Here is a 17862-nt window from a genome sequence, read left to right on the forward strand (position 1 = left end):
ATTGAGAACGATTCGCTGCAAGCGGCTGGCGGCCGGCCGACTGCCGGCCGACCAGCCGGCCGACAATCACTCCGCGTACTCCAGCGGCTCGCCCTTGATCATGTGGGTGAGCTCGTTGACGACGTTCTCGCCCATGCCCTGCAGCTCGGTGCCTTCGGAGCCGGCGATGTGCGGGGTCAGGATCACGTTCGGCATGTCCCACAGCGGGGAGTCGGCGGACAGCGGCTCGTCCGGATCGGTGACGTCGAGGATCGCGTTGATGCGGCCGGTCCTGAGCTCGGCGATCATCGCGTCGGCGTCGACGACGGCGCCACGGGCGGAGTTGATGAACCAGGCGCCGTCCTTCATCATCTTGAAGTACTTGGCGCCGATCATGCCGCGGGTGGCGGGCAGGCTCGGCGTGTGCACGGAGATGACGTCGGACTCGCGGAACACGGTCTCCATGTCGGCCTTGACCGCACCGTAGGAGGCGGTCTCCTCGGCGTCCATCGAACGGGACTCGGCGAGCACGCGCATGCGGCATCCCTTGAGCAGGCCCATCAGGTGGCGGCCGATGCGGGCGGAGGCGGTGACCAGGCCCACGGTCTTCAGGTAGTTGCCGGCGGTCGGGAACTCGACCTCGCGGTTGATGTACTCGCGGCGCTCACGGTAGATGCGCTCGGCGCGGAAGAAGTCCTTGTTCGCCATGAGGATCATCGCCATGCAGTACTCGGCGACCGGGATGCCGTTGACATAGCCGGAGTTGGAGCGCAGGATGCCGCGCTTGTCGACCTCCTCGAGCGCCTCCGGGGTGAGCAGACGCCACGCGTTGCCGGCGGCCGCGGCGATGCCCTTGAGCTTGGGCATCCTGTCGAGGGTGTCGACGTCGATGCGGGCGTCCGGGCCCCATCCGGAGAAGATGTAGTCGGCGTCCTTGATCTGGTCTTCGACGCCTTCGGCGTGAAAATCGGTGATGACGTCGCGGTCGACGTCGGCGACGGCGTCGAGACGAGCCCACTGGGTGTCGTTCATGAGCTTGTCCACCAGCTCCGGCGGCTGCATGGTCAGGACGACTTTCGGCTTGGATTTGGTCATGGTGTATGCACTTCCTTTGATTGCCTGTAATTCTTGCTATTTGGTGAGTCTAGGTCTATCGGACGCTATTTCAGAACGCCTTACCGGCCTTCTTGGCCTCGCCGAGGGCGGGCACGACGGACAGAGCCGGGTCAAGGCGCGGGATCAGCGTGGACTGGGTGGCGTGGTACAGGTCGGACTTGCCGGGCCACACGGTGCCGATCACGTGGTTGTCGCGATCGAGCTGGTGGAACCAGGAGCCCTTGACATGGTCGACGACGCACTCGTCGATGTACTTGCAGAACCGCGCGTAGTACTCGTCGTAGAACGGATCGCCGGTCACCTTGGCGAGCGTGGCGGAGGTGTTGACGGCCTCGGCGATGGTCCAGTGCATGCGGTCGTGGACGACGGGCCTGCCCTCCCAGTCGGTGGTGTAGACGATGCCGGGCTGGCCGTCGGCGTCCCAGCCGTCGGCGACGGCGCGGCGGAACAGCTGTTCGGCGGCCTCGACGTACGGCTTGCGGGCGGTCTCGTCGTCCGGATAGGTGGACAGCGCCCACTGGGTGATCAGACGCGCCCATTCGATGCCGTGGCCCGAGGTGGCGCCGTACGGCTTGAACTGGTCGTCCTTCTTGTCCGCGTTAAACTCGAGCTGCGGCTCCCAGCCGGAGTTGAAGTGCTCCGGGATGCGCCAGCCGTTGTTCCGGGCCCAGCCCAGCACGTGGTCGATGATGCGTCCGGCGCGCACGCGGTAGGAGTTGTCGCCAGTCACGTCGGCGACGGCGAGGAACGCCTCGGTGGTATGCATGTTGGCGTTGAGTCCGCGGTACGGGTCGAGCTCGGTGAACTCGGTGTTCCACGTGTCGACGGCGAGTCCGAGCTTGTCGTCCCAGAAGTGCTCGTCGTAGGTCCTGAGCGCGAGGTCAAGCAGCTCCTTGGCGCCGGGGCGGTCGACGTAGACGGCGGAGGTGGCGGCGAGAATCACGAAGGCGTGGGCGTAGCAGACCTTGCCCGGAGCGTGGGTGCCGTCGGTGAAGACCTGCGGGTACCAGCCGCCGTGCTCGTCGTCGTGCAGGATGCCGGTCAGGCCCTTGAGGGCGGCGTCGACGAGTTCCTCGGAGCCCGGGTGGCCGTAGAGGACGCCCAGCGAGTAGACGTGCGCCATGCGGGAGGTGATCCAGGTCTCGACGCCGTGGGAGAGATCCGGGTTGCCGTTCTCATCCAGCCATGTGGATCCGCCGTCCTTGTACGGGAAACGCTTTCCAAAATTGAGCAGATCGTTGGTCTCCTCGTCAAGGAACGCCGTGTTCTCGGCGGTTCCGCGCTGATACTTCACACTTAGCTCTTCTTGACCTTGCGTCATTGTGATATTCCTTTCGCAGCTTTGCGGTAAGCCCTTACCGAAAACAAGTGTACAATGATCCCTGACATCTGTCGACCGGGTTTGGGAAAAAAAATCGGAAAAAACTGTAAGGGCTTGCTGAACTATGCCGTACATCATCAAACGTTTCCTCTGCTTCATCGCCGGAATCAGCATCGAATCCTTCGGCATCGCACTCATCACGAAAAGCGCGCTCGGCACCTCGCCGATCTCCAGCATCGCGTGGGTCGTCGCCCTGCGATTCCCACAGATCAGCTTCGGCGTGACCATCTTCGCGATGAACGTGATCTTCGTGATCATCGAGGTGATCCTGCTGCGACGCGATTTCCACGCCTTCCAGTACCTCCAGCTGGCCGTCACCTTCTGGTTCAGCGCCGTGCTGGACGTGAGCATGACCATCCTCGGCTGGTTCGACCCGGATACGTGGTGGATGCAGGGCGCGGGGCTGCTGCTCGGCTGCTTCGTCCTCGCCCTCGGCATCTGCATGGAGGTGGCACCGGGGATCATCATGGTGCCCGGCGAGGGCATCGTGCACGCCTTCTCCGTGGTGACCAAGGTCCGCTTCGGCACGGTCAAGGTGTACTTCGACGTCTCGCTGATCATCATCGCCGGCGTGCTCTCATTCGTCTTCTTCCACCGGCTCAACGGCCTCGGCGTCGGCACCGTCGTGGTTGCGGTCATCACCGGCCAGATCGTCAACCTGCTCAACCGGCACTTCCGCTTCGTGCCGGCGATCCGCAAGACGCAGGCCGTGCGGGAGGCGTGAGGGAGCCGAGTGTTTGGTAACATCCTCGTGAATTCCATATTCTGACTCTTGACAAAACGCGTGTCCCGATTAGGGACTTGAATGGAAGCATGACTGAAATGCGTTCTGCCAAACTCATGTCGGGCCGCGTCTTCGCAGGTGCCCGAGCCCTCTACCGTGCCGCAGGCGTCAGCGGCGACGACATGGGCAAGAAGCCCATCATCGCCATCGCCAACTCCTTCGACGAGTTCCTCCCCGGCCACGTCCACCTCAACAAGGTCGGCCGCATCGTCTCCGAAGCCATCAAGGAGGCCGGCGGCATCCCGCGCGAGTTCAACACCATGGCCGTCGACGACGGCATCGCCATGGGCCACACCGGCATGCTGTACTCCCTGCCTTCCCGCGACATCATCGCGGACACCGTCGAATACCAGTGCAATGCGCACTGCGCCGACGCCCTGATCTGCATCCCGAACTGCGACAAGGTCGTCCCCGGCATGCTGATGGCGGCCCTTCGCCTCAACATCCCGACCGTGTTCGTCTCCGGCGGCCCGATGGAGGCCGGCACCACCGTCCTCGCCGACGGCACCGTCAAGAAGAACACCGACCTCATCTCCGTGATGTACGCCTCCGCCGACGACAGCGTCTCCGAGGAGGACCTGCTCAACTACGAGAAGACCGTCTGCCCGACCTGCGGCTCCTGCGCCGGCATGTTCACCGCCAACTCGATGAACTGCCTGACCGAGGCCATCGGTCTCGCCCTGCCCGGCAACGGCACGATCCTCGCCTCCCACGGCTTCCGCAAGGAGCTGTTCCGCAAGGCCGCGCGCCAGGTCGTCAAGATCGCCAACCAGTACTACAAGGACGACGACGATTCCGTGCTGCCGCGCTCCATCGCCACCAAGGAGGCGTTCGAGAACGCGATGACGATGGACGTCGCGATGGGCGGCTCCACCAACACCGTGCTGCACATCCTCGCGATGGCGCAGTCCGCGGACGTCGACTTCACGCTCGACGACATCGAGCGCATCTCCCACACCGTGCCGTGCATCTGCAAGGCCGCACCGTCCGGCAAGTGGGAGATCTCCGACGTACACCGCGCGGGCGGCATCTGCGGCATCCTCGGCGAGCTTGACCGCGCCGGCAAGCTGCACAGGAACGTCCATTCGATCGACTACCCGACGCTCGAGGACAAGCTCGCCGACTGGGACATCATGCGCGACACCTGCACCGAGGAGGCCAAGACCCTCTACCACGCGGCGCCGGGCCACATCATCTCCCCCGAGCCGTGGACGCACGAGACCCTGTTCGACTCCCTCGACACCGACCGCGTCAACGGCGCGATCCACGACATCGACCACCCGGAGATCCACGAGGGCGGTCTCGCCGTGCTGCGCGGCAACCTCGCGCCCGACGGCTGCGTCGTCAAGACCGCCGGCGTGCCGCAGGAGATCTGGAAGTTCCGCGGACCGGCTCTGGTCGTCGAATCCCAGGAGGAGGCCATCAAGGTCATCCTCGACGACACGTTGAAGCCCGGCATGGCGCTCGTGATCCGCTACGAGGGCCCGAAGGGCGGCCCGGGCATGCAGGAGATGCTCTACCCGACCTCCTTCGTCAAGGGCAAGGGCATCGGCAAGCAGGTCGCCATGCTCACCGACGGCCGCTACTCCGGCGGCTCCTCCGGCCTCGCGATCGGCCACATGGCCCCGGAGGCCGCGAACAAGGGCCCGGTGGCGCTCATCAAGAACGGCGACATCATCGACATCGACATCGAGGCCCGTTCCGTCAACGTCGAGCTGACCGACGAGCAGCTCGCCGAGCGCCGCCGCGAGCTCGAGGCCGGAGACGGCTACGTCGCGCACCGCGACCGCAAGGTCTCGCAGGCCCTCAAGGCCTACGCCGCCTTCGCTCGTTCCGCCGACAAGGGTGCGACTCGTGATCCGGAACTCATCAACAAGCTTTCCGGCCTCGCCTGATCGGCTGGCGACATCAGCTGACGAATAGACGAAAAGCCCCGCGGTTCAAAGCCGCGGGGCTTTTCATATGTCTGAAATTCATATCAGTCGCCGATGATCGCGCCGACGATGCCGGAGACGATGGCCATGATGATCGAGCCGATCGTCGCCCACAGGAAGCCGTGCACGTAGACGCCGACGCCGAACAGGCTCAGCGCGAACCACGACGCCAATCGCATGCACAGCCAGTTGACCACCAGATAGAACACGCCGAACGTGAGGATCGTGATCGGCAGGGAGACCAGCTGCATCACCGGCTTGACGGATGCATTGATCAGCGCCATGAACAGGGAGAACACGGCGATGCCGAGGATCGGCGGCTCCCCCACCGTCGTCATGCCGGGCAGCAGCACCACCATCACGGCGGCGGCCACGGTCAGTATCAGCCATTGCGTCAGAAACTGTCTCATAGCCCCATGCTATCCGCGTCCCACTGGCGGTCTGCGGCCGAACGCCATCTTGTTACACAAGACCCATCACCCGCCCCGTCGTGCGATGACCATGCGCGAGAAGATTCCTCCTTGGTTGTTGTACAATATCTTGTACAACAACCAAGGAGGAGCCATGGTACAAGCCGTCACATACAGCGCCTTCCGCAACGACCTCAAATCCTATATGCGCAAGGTCAACGAAGACGCGGACATGCTGCTGGTCACCAACACCAATCCGGAGGACAACGTGGTCGTCATGAGCGCCGCCGACTACGATTCGCTGATGGAGACGTTGCGCGTATACCACAACCCCTATCTGCTCGACAAGGTCGCACGCGGTCTGGCGCAGGTGCGCGATGGATACGTCGCACAGCACGATCTGATCGACCCCGCCCCGGAGGACGATCGGTGACCATGCTGCTGTGCTGGACCGAAGACGCGTGGAACGACTATCTGTACTGGCAGTCGCAGGACAGGAAAACCCTGAAACGCATCAACACCCTGATCCGGGATGCCATGCGCACCCCGTTCGAGGGCATCGGCAAGCCGGAGCCACTCAAATGGGAGCTATCCGGCGCATGGTCCCGTCGCATCGATTCGGCGAATCGCATCATATACACGGTCAGCGGCGACAGGCTCTGCATCCTGTCCGCGCGCGACCACTACCAATAGCCATCGGCGGCAAAGCGCACTCAGGACCGGCCGGAAATGCCACCATCCCGATGCGTACGAATGTACGTATAGCGAGTCAGTTCGGGAGCACGCCAGACATACGGTGTATCGTTTGACGTATGGTTACGATGAAGCAGATCGCGCAGGAGACGGGGGTTTCGGTTTCGACGGTGTCGCTGGTGATGAATCACCGCGACGAGGGGCGCGTCAAGCCGGCGATCGCCTCGCACGTGCGCGCGGTGGCCGAACGCCTCGGCTACAGGGTCAACCCGATGGCAAGCTACCTGAGAACGAACCGCACGCACATCCTCGGCTTCATCAGCGAGGAGGTCGCCACCACCCCATACGCCGGCGGCATGATCCTCGGCGCGCAGTCCGCCGCCAGCCAGTACGGTTACATGCTCATCACCGTCAGCACCGACGGCGGCATGGACGAGGACGACGAGATCGCCGCCCTGAAACGCTACGGCGCCGACGGGTTCCTCTACGCGAAGATGTCGAACCGCATCACCGACGTGCCGCAGGCGCTCGCCGACCTGCCAGTCGTGCTCGTCGACGCCACCGATCGCAACGATGGAGACAGCCTCGCCGATGGCACCGGTTCAGCTCCGGTCCCCAGCGTCGAACCGGACGAGTTCCGCATCGGCTACGACGCGACCCGCCGGCTCATCGACGCCGGATGCGAGCGCATCGCGTACGTCGGCTGCAGCGAGGACATGATCGCCCAGCACGGGCGTCTCGCCGGCTATCGCGCCGCGCTTGAGGACGTCGGCCACAAGCCCGACGACCGGCTCGTCGTCAACGTGCTCAACAACGGTCCGGCACTCGCGGCCGTATCCGACCTGTTCGACTGGGAGCGGCCGGACGGCTTCTTCTGCTTCAACGACGCACGCGCCTGGTACGTGTACGAGTGCGCGGCGCGGCGCGGGATGACGGTGGGGCGCGACCTATCCGTCGTGGGCGTCGACAACCACCGCGTGTTCGCCGAGACCCTCTCCCCGCAGCTGACGACGATCGAGCTGCCGCACTTCGAGATGGGATACTGGGCCGCGGCGAAGCTGATCTCGCTGATCGAAGGACGCGATCTCGACGAGAGCGAGTGGCCGAGGACGACCGCGCCGATCCCGCCGCTCGACGCACCCGCGCCGGCGAAGATCCACTGCACCCTGATCGAAAAGGAGTCGGTCAGAAGGGGCTGACTTTGTTCTTCCGAGCCCGCGACACGCCGGAGTGTTGCGGGCTCTCGTTTTGGGACGGTCGACAAAAACGGCGTTATATCAATCGTTTGACGCGTTGACTCGTCTGTTGTCGAACCGGTTTACATAGAACGTTTGACGTAAATCGTTTGATGCGTTATATTGATAACCGTCAACACGATTCCCCACACGGCGTGGCAGCCGCGGGAGGAACCCCAGCCGGCATCCGGCACCGATACGACAAACGCCATACAAAAGGTCCATCCGCACGGCAGCGGATGGGAGAGACAAGGGAATACACATGGCAAGCACATCCAAGTCCGCATGGAGGAACCCTTCCTATCTGCAGAGCTCCTTCGGCATCTTCATGTTCTTCTGCTCCTGGGGCATCTGGTGGTCCTTCTTCTCGAGGTGGCTGACCGACCCGACGCACGGCCTCGGCATGACCTCCGCCGAGCAGGGCCAGATCTACTCGATCAACTCGCTGGCCACGCTGATCATCATGTTCGTCTACGGCGTGATCCAGGACCAGCTCGGCATCAAGCGCAAGCTGGTCGTCTTCATCTCGATCATCGCCGCGCTCGTCGGACCGTTCGTCCAGTTCATCTACATGCCGATGCTCACCGCCGGCGGCACCACGCGCTTCCTGGGCGTTCTGATCGGCTCGATCGTCCTGTCCGCGGGCTTCATGTCCGGCTGCTCCCTGTTCGAGGCGGTCACCGAACGATACTCGCGCAAGTTCGGCTTCGAGTACGGCCAGTCCCGCGCCTGGGGCTCCTTCGGCTACGCGATCGTCGCCCTGTGCGCCGGCTTCCTGTTCAACATCAACCCGCTGATCAACTTCTGGGTCGGCTCCGCCTGCGGCCTCGGCATGCTGCTCATCTACGCGTTCTGGATCCCGTCCGAGCAGCGTGAGGAGCTCAAGAAGGAGGCCGATCCGAACGCCGCCCCGACCAACCCGTCCTTCAAGGAGATGCTCGGCGTCCTCAAGATGCCGACCCTGTGGATCCTCGTCGTCTTCATGCTGTTTACCAACACCTTCTACGTCGTGTTCGACCAGCAGATGTTCCCGAACTACTACGCCGGCCTGTTCCCGACCACCGAGATGGGCAACAGCACCTACGGCGTGCTCAACAGCTTCCAGGTCTTCCTCGAGTCCGCGATGATGGGCGTCGTGCCGATCATCATGAAGAAGATCGGCGTGCGCAACGCCCTGCTGCTCGGCGCGTTCGTCATGTTCGCCCGCATCGGCCTGTGCGGCGTGTTCCACGACCCGATCACCGTCTCCATCGTCAAGCTGTTCCACTCCATCGAGGTGCCGCTGTTCTGCCTGCCGGCGTTCCGCTACTTCACCCTGCACTTCGACACCAAGCTGTCCGCTACGCTCTACATGGTCGGCTTCCAGATCGCCTCGCAGATCGGCCAGGTCATCTTCTCCACCCCGATGGGCGCCTTCCACGACTACATGGCCGCCCTCATGCCGGCCAACGACATGGGCTCCCGCGTGACCTTCTGGGTGATCTCCGGCATCGTCCTGCTCGCCCTGATCTACGGCTTCTTCATCATCAAGAAGGACGATCAGGAGGTCGGCGGCGACCCGTTCTACACCGATCGCCAGCTCAAGGCCATGGAAGCGGCCAAGGCCTGATCGCACACCACACTTGCGTCCGATCGTGACGGTTCCCCCTTCCCCGTCCGGTCGGGCGCAATCCCACATCCGCACCGAACCGCAACCACACCCGCAACCACACCCATACTCACAAGGAAGTGCATCATGACCACCGACTTCACCCCCGACTCCCCCGTGCTCACCCCGATCCGCGACCACGCCGCCGAACTCGTCCGCGCCGAGGAGGGCGTCGCCGCGCTCGCCGCCAAGCGCAACGACCGCTGGTACCCGAAGTTCCACATCGCCTCGAACGGCGGATGGATCAACGACCCGAACGGCCTGACCTACTACAAGGGCCGCTGGCACGTCTTCTATCAGCTGCACCCATACGGCACCCAGTGGGGCCCGATGCACTGGGGTCACGTCTCCTCCACCGACATGGTCAACTGGAAGCGCGAGCCGATCATGTTCGCTCCCTCGCTCGAGCAGGAGAAGGACGGCGTGTTCTCCGGCTCCGCCGTGATCGACGACAACGGCGATCTCAAGTTCTATTACACCGGCCACCGCTGGGCCAACGGCCACGACAACACCGGCGGCGACTGGCAGGTGCAGATGCTCGCCACCCCGGACAACGACGAGCTCACCTCCGCCACCAAGCAGGGCATGATCATCGACTGCCCGACCGACAAGGTCGACCACCACTACCGCGATCCGAAGGTGTGGAAGACCGGCGACAAGTGGTACATGACCTTCGGCGTCTCCTCCGCCGAGCACCGCGGCCAGATGTGGCTGTTCTCCTCCGACGACATGGTGCGCTGGACCTACGAGCGCGTGCTGTTCGAGCACCCGGACCCGGACGTGTTCATGCTCGAGTGCCCCGACTTCTTCCCGATTCGTGACGAGCATGGCGTCACCAAGTGGGTCATCGGCTTCTCCGCGATGGGCTCGAAGCCGAAGGGCTTCATGAACCGCAACGTCAACAACGCCGGCTACATGATCGGCACTTGGGAGCCGGGCGAGGCGTTCAAACCCGAGACCGAGTTCCGCCTGTGGGACTGCGGCCACAACTACTACGCGCCGCAGTCGTTCCACGTGGACGGCCCGGAGCACGGCGGCGAGGGCCGTCAGATCGTCTACGGCTGGATGAGCCCGTTCGTCCAGCCGATCCCGATGGAGGAGGACGGCTGGTGCGGCCAGCTGACCCTGCCGCGCGAGATCACCCTGCGTGACGGAGACGTCGTCACCGCGCCGGTCGCTGAGATGGAGGGCCTGCGCGCCGACACGTTCGACCACGGCGCGATCACCCTCGACACGGACGGCGAGCGCACGATCGCCGACGACGCCGAGGCGGTCGAGATCGAGATGACGATCGACCTCGACGCCTCCACCGCCGAGCGCGCTGGCCTGCGCGTCCACGCCACCGAGGACGGCGCATACACGTCGGTCGCGTACGACGACCAGCTGGGTGCGGTCGTCGTGGACCGTGGTGCGATGAGGAACGGCGACCGCGGCTACCGCGTCGCCCCGCTGACCGAGGCCGAGCTCGCCTCCGGCAGGCTCGAGCTGCGCGTGTTCGTCGACCGCGGCTCGGTCGAGGTGTACGTCAACGGCGGCCGTCAGGTGCTGAGCTCCTACTCGTACGCCTCCGAGGGCCCGCGCGCAATCAGGCTCGCCGCCGAATCCGGCTCGCTCAAGGTCGACTCGCTCAAGCTCCACCACCTGAAGTCCATCGGACTGGAGTAAGCCTCTCCCAAAACCATCCCCTTGCCGGACTAACCGCGTCGCTATACTGTGACGCGGTTAGTCATGTCCGGCTGGCGCGCAGGCTCCTCACCTTACTGCTCCACGCCCCGGCATCAGGCGTCGGACAGGCCGGCGCCACGGAAGGCAAGGTGAACCTCACATGTCCATCGTCGCGCGCGTCAGACGCCGCATCCCCACCATCATCGCCGTCATCGCACTGTTCTCCATCTGGGAGGCGTGGGTGCGCATCGGACACGTGCCCTCGACGATGATCCCCGCGCCGAGCGAGATCGCGCAGGCCACCATCGAGGTGTGGCCCACGCTCGGACCGGCTGCCGCCGTGACCACCTACGAGGGTGTGACCGGCTTCCTGTTCGCCGTGCTGCTCGGCATTCTCATCGGCATCGGCCTGTACTGTTCGCGCGTGTTCAACGCGGCGTTCTATCCGCTGCTCGCCGCCGCGCAGACGATGCCGCTCATCTCCATCGCCCCGCTGTTCCTCATCTGGTTCGGATTCGAGACCGAGGGCAAGATCGTCATCACGGCCGTGTTCGGCCTGTTCCCCGTCGCCGTGCAGACCGTGCGCGGACTGGAGGCGGTGCCGCAGTTCTACGAGGACGTGGCATTGACCTGCGGCGCCACGCGCGTGTGGACGCTGTGGCATGTCAAGCTGCGCGTCGCCGCCCGCCAGATCTACGGAGGCATTCGCGTGACCGCCGCCTACATCTTCGCCACCGCCTCGACGGCCGAGTATCTGGGCGCGCGCAAGGGTCTCGGCATCTGGCTGCAGGCCGCGTACAACTCGTTCCGCACGCCGCTGATCTTCTCCGCCACGTTCACGATCATCGCGATGACGTGTCTGCTGCTCATCGCCGTGAACATCAGCGAGCGCGTGCTGCTCGGCCCGGTGGGCGAGGACACGGATCCGGATGCGGATCAGTGAGGGGCCGGCAGGAGAGGTAGTGCCTGTCCCCTATAATGGGGGGCGCTTGTCCGACGTGTGGCAAACGGCCTCTCCCCTTTTCTAGCGCTTCGACCGGGAGACGCCGGGGCGTCGGTCGGGCGGATCGTCAGGCCCTCCATATCGTTCTCTGCCGATCATCCGCCCGAAGCGTCACCCAGAGAACGATCGAGAGAACAACGAACTAGGGATTCATCATGAAGCACAGCCTTGTGAACAAGGCCATCGCCCTCGTGGGCGCCCTCGCCATGACCATCGGTCTTGCGGCGTGCGGCCAGAGCAACGACACCTCTTCCTCCTCCGCTTCGAACGGCGACCTCAAGAAGGTCACGTTCATGCTGTCTTGGGCTCCCGACACCAACCACATCGGCGTCTACGTCGCCAAGAACAAGGGCTGGTTCAAGGATCAGGGCCTCGACGTCGACATCGTGGCCGTGGCGCAGGCCGGCGCCGAGCAGGCCGTGAACAACGGCAACGCCGACTTCGCGCTGTCCAACCTCACCAACGTGGGCATGTACAACATCAAGGGCGCGCACCTCAAGCAGGTGCTGCAGGTCCAGCAGAAGCCGAGCGCCATCTGGTGCGCGCTCGCCTCCAACACCGCCATCAAGTCCCCGAAGGACCTCGACGGCAAGACCTTCGCCACGTTCGGCTCCAACGAGTCCGACGCCGTGGTGCGCCGCATGATCCAGACCGACGGCGGCAAGGGCGAGTTCGACAAGGTCACCGTCGGCACCTCCACGTTCCAGACGCTCCAGTCCGGCAAGGCCGACTTCGGCGGCTTCTACGCCACCTGGGAGGGCGTGCAGGCCGAAATGTACGGCCCTAAGCTCAACTGCTTCACCGAGCCCGACTACGGCGTTCCCGGCAACGCCGACGCCATCGGCGTGATCACCAGCGACAAGACCATCAAGGAGAACCCGGATCTGGTCAAGAAGTTCACGCAGGCCACGCAGAAGGGCTACGAGTACGCCTACTCGCACCCGGACGACGCCGCGCAGATCCTCGTCGACGAGGCTCCGGAGGCCAACCTCAAGGTCGACTTCGTCAAGAAGAGCATGCAGACCATCGTCGACGGCCAGTACTGGGGAGACCCGGCCAAGATCAAGGACGGCTCGTTCGTGCTCGGCACCAACGACTTCGTCGAACCGCAGAAGTACTTCGATTTCCTCGCCGAGGAGGACGCCTACACGGACAGCCACGACAAGGTGATCCATGAGGCGCCGAACACCAAGGACTTCGCCACCAACGAGTTCCTTGGCAAGTGACTTTGACAGGCAGCCTGTTGACCAGTGAGCGCCAGCGCATCATCGCCAGCGTCGATACCGGCGTCGATGATGCGCTGGCGCTCGCATATCTGCTCGCTTCCCCCGCCTGCGAGCTCGCCGGCGTAATCGCCTCATACGGCAACGTGGACGAGCCGACCGCGTTCGCGAACACGCGACACGTGCTCGACCTGTTCGGCCATGCCGACGACGTGCCCGTGTTCCACGGCTCGACGCACCCCTCGTGGGCCGACTCGTTCATTCCCGACGCCGGGTGCGCCAAGTTCCACGGTACGGACGGACTGGGCGGATTGAGCGGGCGGACCGCGGTCCGCACCGACACCGCCGCACATGTCGTCACGGCGCATGGCCCAGCACGCGGCTCGCATCCGCAGACCGCACAATCCGCATGGCCCACGCATTCGCAGCCGTACGGCATCGTCTCGGTAGGCGGGTATCCACTGGACGACCCGCATGCGAATCCGGCCGTGCCGGCCGCCCCACCGCACGAGACCGGTATCGGAACCGTCACCGGGACCACCACCGATATCGCCACCGAGCCGGCGGCACGACTCTCGTCGGAGCAGGACGTCCCCTGCGGCATCGACTTCCTCATCGAACAGGTGCGCGCATACGGGCACGACGTCACCGTGCTCGCCACCGGACCACTGACCGACGTGGATGCGGCCCTTGCCAAGGCGCCGGACATCGCATCGAAGCTGCGACTCGTGATGATGGGCGGTACGCTCACCCAGCCGGGCAACTGCTGGGATGCGGTCGCCGAGACGAACGTCATCCAGGATCCCGAGGCCGCGGACCGCGTGTTCCATTCGGGTGCGGACGTGACGATGATCGGCCTCGACGTGACGCACCAGTGCCTGCTGTCCAGAGAAGCCGCCGCACGGTGGCGGGCCATCGGAGAGACGGCGGCGGAAGTCCGCGGTCGTTTCCTCGACGGTCTCGCCGAGTTCTCCATCGCGGCGAATCTCGAGGCCGATCCGGCGATCTTCGCCGGAGGCATGCCGCTGCATGATCCATTGGCGGCCGCGGTCGCCCTCGACCCGACGCTTGTCGGCTGCTTCGACATCGCCTTAAAGGCCGAGACCGCGACCGGCGACTTCCATGGCGTGCGCGGGCGCACCACGGGAGACCCCGCGGGCCTCGTCATCCCGGACGCCCCGCGCGTCCACGTGGCCCTTCAGGTCGATGCGCAGCGGTTCCTCGAGGAATTCACCGACCGTCTGGCATCCCTATGCCGTTCCGTCGGCGTTTCCTAGGCACTTTTTGCATTTCCTAGGCAGGTGTCGTCGGAAACCGGATACGGAACCGACTCCAAAACTTAAGGAAATCAAGACATTCCGAAACGTGGCTTCCAATTCAATGCGGACGGACCTGCCTAGGAAACACAAAATGTGCCTAGGAAACGCGGTTTCTCCCCCAGTCAGCTCGCCGCCAGGCCTCGCGTCCTACTTCTTGACGCCGCCGAAACGGCGGTCGCGGTGGATGTAGTGGTCGATCGAACGCCACAGGACCTCGCGGCCGCAGTCGGGGAACAGTTCGGGCACGAAGTCGAGCTCGGCGTAGGCGGCCTCCCACGGCAGGAAGTTCGACGTGCGCTGCTCGCCGGAGGTGCGGATCACGAGATCGCAGTCCGGGATGTCCGGGTTGTAGAGGTGGTCGGCGATCATCTTCTCGGTGACGCGGTCGCCGGAGATGCGCCCGTCGCGCACCTCGCGCGCGATCGCGGCGCAGGCGTCGGCGATCTCCGCGCGGCCGCCGTAGTTGATGCAGAACACCACGTCGATGACCTTGTTGTGCTTGGTGCGCTCCATCGCGACCTCAAGCTCGTCGATGACCGACTTCCACAGCTTCGGACGGCGTCCGGACCAGCGCACGCGCACGCCCCAGTCGTCCATCTGCGCGACGCGGCGGTGGATGATCTCACGTGAGAAGCCCATGAGGAAGCGCACCTCCTGCGGGCTGCGCTTCCAGTTCTCGGTCGAGAACGTGTACAGGCTCAGATAGCGCACGCCGGCCTCGATCGCGCCGGCGATCGTATCGAAGACGACCGGTTCGGCGGCCTGATGGCCATTGGTGCGGATCATGCCGCGCTGCTTGGCCCAGCGTCCGTTGCCGTCCATGATGACGCCCACGTGGCGAGGCACCTTGTCCTTGGGAAAATCGGGGATGCGCGAAGGGTCGGAGAATGGTGCCGCGGGAATGTCCAGCGAAGTGTAGTCGACGTTTTCGAAAGCCATGACTGTCAATCTAGCAGTCGCATGGAACGTAGGGGGCGTTCGAGATAGTACTCGGCCCATTCCTCCACTTCGCGTTCGGTTTCCTGCGCGAGCTCGGTGCCGTCGAGCGTGGCCCAGTCGCCGTCGACGAGCGCGCGCAGCTGCGTGAGCGCGAGCGGCGAGAGCCGGTGCGATTCGGGCGTGTGGTCCTTGCCGCACATGAGACCGCCGGCCGGCATCGACAGGTACATGCCGAAGGCGAAGCCGTTCGATCGATCATCCATCGCAGGCCTCTCCCCGCACACCACGCAGGTCCTGAGGCGCGGCTCCCAACCGGCGAGCGCGAGCGCGCGCATCACGTAGGACGAGGAGATGTGCGATGGCGCGTGCGCATGCCTGGCGAGTGCGTTCAACGCCCCGACGAGCAGCCGGTATTGTCCGGCGACGCGCTCCTCCTCGGTGCTCACGAGCTTGTCGACCGTTTCGACGATGACGTTCGCGGCGGTGTACGCGTCGTAGTCGGCGCTGATCGGACCGGCGTAGGCGGCGATCGATTCGGCCTGCGAGACGACGTCGAGCGAGTGTCCCTGCGCGATGAGCAGATCGGCGCGCATGAACGGTTCGAGTCGCGCGCCGAAGCGCGATTTGGTGCGTCGCACGCCTTTGGCCACGGCACGCACCTTGCCGTGGCCTCTGGTCAGCAGGGTGATGATGCGGTCGGCCTCCCCCAGCTTCGCGGTGCGCAGCACCACCCCTTCATCCCTGTACAACGGCATGGACGATTAATCCCCTCAGTAGACGAACAGGCCCCAGAAGGCGAAGAAGAACAGCACGTGGAGCATCGTGACGGCGGTGAGCCAGAACAGCACGCGGCCGAAGCGCGTGGTGGCGAGCACCGGTTCGGTGCCGCTGACCACGCCGCGGATCGATCCAGCCCGCGGCGGCCAGGCGAGGATGCCGCGTTCGGTGGCCACTTCGATGAGCCGGGCGAACACGCGCGACCACGCCCAGACGACGAGCGTGCACACGATCTGAATGACCGGCCAGCTCCACCACATGACCCCGGGCTCCTCGGCCGGCGCGGCGCCCCATGCGAGCCTGACCACGCCCATGATGACCTGCCCCAGACCGGAGGCGAACAGCAGCAGCGTGGCCATCGTGGTGACGGCGAGGGTGATGAGGGCGTTGCCGAATCCGTGCCGGAATCCCAGCCCCGGATAGCGTACGCCACGGTTGGCGCGGTGCAGTCTGAACGCCGCGTGCCGCCACAGCGCCGCAAGCCATGCGAGCGCCGTGGCGACGAGCAGCACCAGCATTCCCGCGTGCAGGATCGCGCCGTAGACGGTCAGCGACCGTCTGGGCGTCAGATCGTCGGGCACGGCGATCGACTGGTAGATCACATCGCCGGCGACGCGCTCGCTGGTCTGCGTGAGTCCCGCGACGGTGCCCAGCGCCCATGAGGTGACGTCGTCGACGTACTGGTCGGCGAACTTCGTGCCGGTCTCCGCCTCGTCGCCGACGCGCAGCACGTGGTTGGCCACCGGGTAGCTGCGGACGGTGACGTCCCAGTTGCCGGCCCGGTGCGCTTCGAGGAGGATGTGTTTGACACCTTCGACCTGTGCGGTCATCACGTCCTTCGACCCGTAGGCGACGAGCGTCGGTATCGCGTAGGCGTGCGATTCGGGCAGGTCGAGGTCGAAGTTGGTCAGGCCGAACAGGGCGGTGTCGGCGTTGAACACGCGCCGGACGATCGACTGGTAGCCGTCGTTGGCGCCGACGAGCGCGAAGTCCTGGGAGATGAAGAAGCCGAGCGATCGGCGGGGCGTGAACACCATGGGGCTCAACAGCACCTGGAAGGCGATGTCCGGATCGTCGGCGAGCAGGTACTGGCTGATCCACGTCGATTCGCTGGTCGCGTAGATGCCGACCTTGTCGGCGTCCACGTTCTCGAAGCCGCGCAGCAGGTTGATGGCGGCGTCGTAGACGCGCGCGGACGCCGGATAGTCGCGGGTGACGTCGGAGGTGGACCAGACGGGCTTGTCGATGACGGCGGTGACGAATCCGGCGGAGGCGAGCGTGGTGGCCATGTCGCCGAACGAATTGTATGCGGTGCCGAATCCGGCGCCGTGCATGAAGACCACGCCCGGACGCCTGACCGGTTTGCCCGAGGCCTCGACCGGCTCGCGTATCAGCACGGTGATGGTCTGCGTCTCGTCCGCGCCCGACCCCTGCACCTTCCAGGTGTCGTCCGCGTCCGGGTCGACGGCGACGCCGCGCGGTCCGCCGACCTGCGTGCCGTCGCGGCGCATGGTCAGTTCGATGGCTCGCTCCTCGACCTCGTACGTGCCCGCGCGGTCGAGCGTGCGCCCGGCCGCGCCGCCCGCGTCATCGTTCGCATCGCCATCCGCATCCGTGTCGAACGTGACGGCCGTGTCGTCGGTGAGCGTGGCGATGGTCTGTCCGGTGGGATCGTTGTTCCACGGGACGGTGGTGAGGTTGGAGACGGAGACGAGCAGGCCCATCAGGATGATGAAGATGGGCAGGCTGACCGTCA

16 protein-coding genes are annotated in these 17862 nt (G+C 64.9%); 10 read left to right on the forward strand and 6 right to left on the reverse strand.

The window, feature by feature from the left end; all coding sequences use genetic code 11:
* Nucleotides 1-66: 66 nt before the first annotated feature.
* Both BCAL_RS10680 and BCAL_RS10685 read right to left on the reverse strand, forming a co-directional pair.
* Nucleotides 67-1074: a hydroxyacid dehydrogenase gene (locus BCAL_RS10680; RefSeq protein WP_043165180.1), complete on the reverse strand. Its 1008-nt coding sequence runs from the start codon at nucleotides 1072-1074 to the stop codon at nucleotides 67-69.
* 70 nt (nucleotides 1075-1144) lie between these two features.
* The gene (locus tag BCAL_RS10685; RefSeq protein WP_043165178.1) at nucleotides 1145-2416 is read right to left on the reverse strand and encodes an AGE family epimerase/isomerase; all 1272 of its coding nucleotides are present in this window, start codon (nucleotides 2414-2416) and stop codon (nucleotides 1145-1147) included.
* Nucleotides 2417-2540: 124 nt separating this feature from the next.
* On the opposite strand from BCAL_RS10685, the gene BCAL_RS10690 reads away from it, so the two are divergent.
* Together BCAL_RS10690 and ilvD are read left to right on the forward strand one after the other, a co-directional pair.
* Entirely contained in the window at nucleotides 2541-3200 is a 660-nt protein-coding gene (locus BCAL_RS10690; protein WP_043165177.1) for a YczE/YyaS/YitT family protein, read from the forward strand.
* A gap of 89 nt (nucleotides 3201-3289) precedes the next feature.
* Entirely contained in the window at nucleotides 3290-5155 is a 1866-nt protein-coding gene (gene ilvD / locus BCAL_RS10695; protein WP_043165175.1) for a dihydroxy-acid dehydratase, read from the forward strand.
* 83 nt (nucleotides 5156-5238) lie between these two features.
* Here the strand turns inward: ilvD and BCAL_RS10700 are convergent, their stop codons facing one another.
* Nucleotides 5239-5604, reverse strand: coding sequence for a phage holin family protein (locus tag BCAL_RS10700; protein ID WP_043165173.1), 366 nt, complete (start codon nucleotides 5602-5604; stop codon nucleotides 5239-5241).
* 154 nt (nucleotides 5605-5758) lie between these two features.
* Between BCAL_RS10700 and BCAL_RS10705 the strand changes: the two genes are divergently transcribed.
* From BCAL_RS10705 to BCAL_RS10740, 8 genes are all read left to right on the forward strand, one after another.
* Nucleotides 5759-6037 (forward strand): type II toxin-antitoxin system Phd/YefM family antitoxin, encoded by a 279-nt coding sequence (locus BCAL_RS10705; protein WP_043165171.1) that lies wholly within the window; start codon nucleotides 5759-5761, stop codon nucleotides 6035-6037.
* Between the two features lie 2 nt (nucleotides 6038-6039).
* Nucleotides 6040-6297: a Txe/YoeB family addiction module toxin gene (locus BCAL_RS10710; RefSeq protein WP_043165169.1), complete on the forward strand. Its 258-nt coding sequence runs from the start codon at nucleotides 6040-6042 to the stop codon at nucleotides 6295-6297.
* 119 nt (nucleotides 6298-6416) lie between these two features.
* On the forward strand, nucleotides 6417-7496 hold the full coding sequence (locus BCAL_RS10715; protein WP_043165167.1) for a LacI family DNA-binding transcriptional regulator: 1080 nt from the start codon (nucleotides 6417-6419) through the stop codon (nucleotides 7494-7496).
* A 298-nt stretch (nucleotides 7497-7794) separates the two neighbouring features.
* On the forward strand, nucleotides 7795-9141 hold the full coding sequence (locus BCAL_RS10720) for an MFS transporter (protein ID WP_043165165.1): 1347 nt from the start codon (nucleotides 7795-7797) through the stop codon (nucleotides 9139-9141).
* Nucleotides 9142-9267: 126 nt separating this feature from the next.
* Nucleotides 9268-10845, forward strand: a complete 1578-nt coding sequence (locus BCAL_RS10725) for a glycoside hydrolase family 32 protein (protein WP_043165163.1) — start codon at nucleotides 9268-9270, stop codon at nucleotides 10843-10845.
* Between the two features lie 160 nt (nucleotides 10846-11005).
* On the forward strand, nucleotides 11006-11788 hold the full coding sequence (locus tag BCAL_RS10730) for an ABC transporter permease (RefSeq protein WP_043165161.1): 783 nt from the start codon (nucleotides 11006-11008) through the stop codon (nucleotides 11786-11788).
* 215 nt (nucleotides 11789-12003) lie between these two features.
* Nucleotides 12004-13074: an ABC transporter substrate-binding protein gene (locus tag BCAL_RS10735; RefSeq protein WP_043165159.1), complete on the forward strand. Its 1071-nt coding sequence runs from the start codon at nucleotides 12004-12006 to the stop codon at nucleotides 13072-13074.
* 17 nt (nucleotides 13075-13091) lie between these two features.
* Nucleotides 13092-14348: a nucleoside hydrolase gene (locus BCAL_RS10740; RefSeq protein ID WP_043165267.1), complete on the forward strand. Its 1257-nt coding sequence runs from the start codon at nucleotides 13092-13094 to the stop codon at nucleotides 14346-14348.
* Nucleotides 14349-14537: 189 nt separating this feature from the next.
* On the opposite strand, the gene BCAL_RS10745 is transcribed toward BCAL_RS10740, so the two are convergent.
* Genes BCAL_RS10745 through BCAL_RS10755 form a run of 3 tightly spaced genes read right to left on the reverse strand, consistent with a single transcriptional unit; the run spans nucleotide 14538 to nucleotide 17830 of the window.
* The gene (locus tag BCAL_RS10745) at nucleotides 14538-15329 is read right to left on the reverse strand and encodes an isoprenyl transferase (protein ID WP_043165158.1); all 792 of its coding nucleotides are present in this window, start codon (nucleotides 15327-15329) and stop codon (nucleotides 14538-14540) included.
* Between the two features lie 5 nt (nucleotides 15330-15334).
* Nucleotides 15335-16084 carry a DNA repair protein RecO gene (recO, locus tag BCAL_RS10750; RefSeq protein ID WP_043165155.1) on the reverse strand — a complete coding sequence of 250 codons (750 nt, stop codon included), beginning with the start codon at nucleotides 16082-16084 and terminating at the stop codon, nucleotides 15335-15337.
* Nucleotides 16085-16099: 15 nt separating this feature from the next.
* Nucleotides 16100-17830, reverse strand: a complete 1731-nt coding sequence (locus BCAL_RS10755; protein ID WP_043165265.1) for an alpha/beta hydrolase family protein — start codon at nucleotides 17828-17830, stop codon at nucleotides 16100-16102.
* Between the last annotated feature and the right edge of the window lie 32 nt (nucleotides 17831-17862).

It is taken from the genome of Bifidobacterium callitrichos DSM 23973, assembly GCF_000741175.1.
Lineage (GTDB): Bacteria > Actinomycetota > Actinomycetes > Actinomycetales > Bifidobacteriaceae > Bifidobacterium > Bifidobacterium callitrichos.

Coding starts and splice junctions, on each gene's coding strand:
- BCAL_RS10680 (WP_043165180.1), bottom strand. CDS start 1,074: ATGACCAAATCCAAGCCGAAAGTCGTCCTGACCATGCAGCCGCCGGAG.
- BCAL_RS10685 (WP_043165178.1), bottom strand. CDS start 2,416: ATGACGCAAGGTCAAGAAGAGCTAAGTGTGAAGTATCAGCGCGGAACC.
- BCAL_RS10690 (WP_043165177.1), top strand. CDS start 2,541: ATGCCGTACATCATCAAACGTTTCCTCTGCTTCATCGCCGGAATCAGC.
- ilvD (WP_043165175.1), top strand. CDS start 3,290: ATGACTGAAATGCGTTCTGCCAAACTCATGTCGGGCCGCGTCTTCGCA.
- BCAL_RS10700 (WP_043165173.1), bottom strand. CDS start 5,604: ATGAGACAGTTTCTGACGCAATGGCTGATACTGACCGTGGCCGCCGCC.
- BCAL_RS10705 (WP_043165171.1), top strand. CDS start 5,759: ATGGTACAAGCCGTCACATACAGCGCCTTCCGCAACGACCTCAAATCC.
- BCAL_RS10710 (WP_043165169.1), top strand. CDS start 6,040: ATGCTGCTGTGCTGGACCGAAGACGCGTGGAACGACTATCTGTACTGG.
- BCAL_RS10715 (WP_043165167.1), top strand. CDS start 6,417: ATGGTTACGATGAAGCAGATCGCGCAGGAGACGGGGGTTTCGGTTTCG.
- BCAL_RS10720 (WP_043165165.1), top strand. CDS start 7,795: ATGGCAAGCACATCCAAGTCCGCATGGAGGAACCCTTCCTATCTGCAG.
- BCAL_RS10725 (WP_043165163.1), top strand. CDS start 9,268: ATGACCACCGACTTCACCCCCGACTCCCCCGTGCTCACCCCGATCCGC.
- BCAL_RS10730 (WP_043165161.1), top strand. CDS start 11,006: ATGTCCATCGTCGCGCGCGTCAGACGCCGCATCCCCACCATCATCGCC.
- BCAL_RS10735 (WP_043165159.1), top strand. CDS start 12,004: ATGAAGCACAGCCTTGTGAACAAGGCCATCGCCCTCGTGGGCGCCCTC.
- BCAL_RS10745 (WP_043165158.1), bottom strand. CDS start 15,329: ATGGCTTTCGAAAACGTCGACTACACTTCGCTGGACATTCCCGCGGCA.
- recO (WP_043165155.1), bottom strand. CDS start 16,084: ATGCCGTTGTACAGGGATGAAGGGGTGGTGCTGCGCACCGCGAAGCTG.
- BCAL_RS10755 (WP_043165265.1), bottom strand. CDS start 17,830: ATGGGCCTGCTCGTCTCCGTCTCCAACCTCACCACCGTCCCGTGGAAC.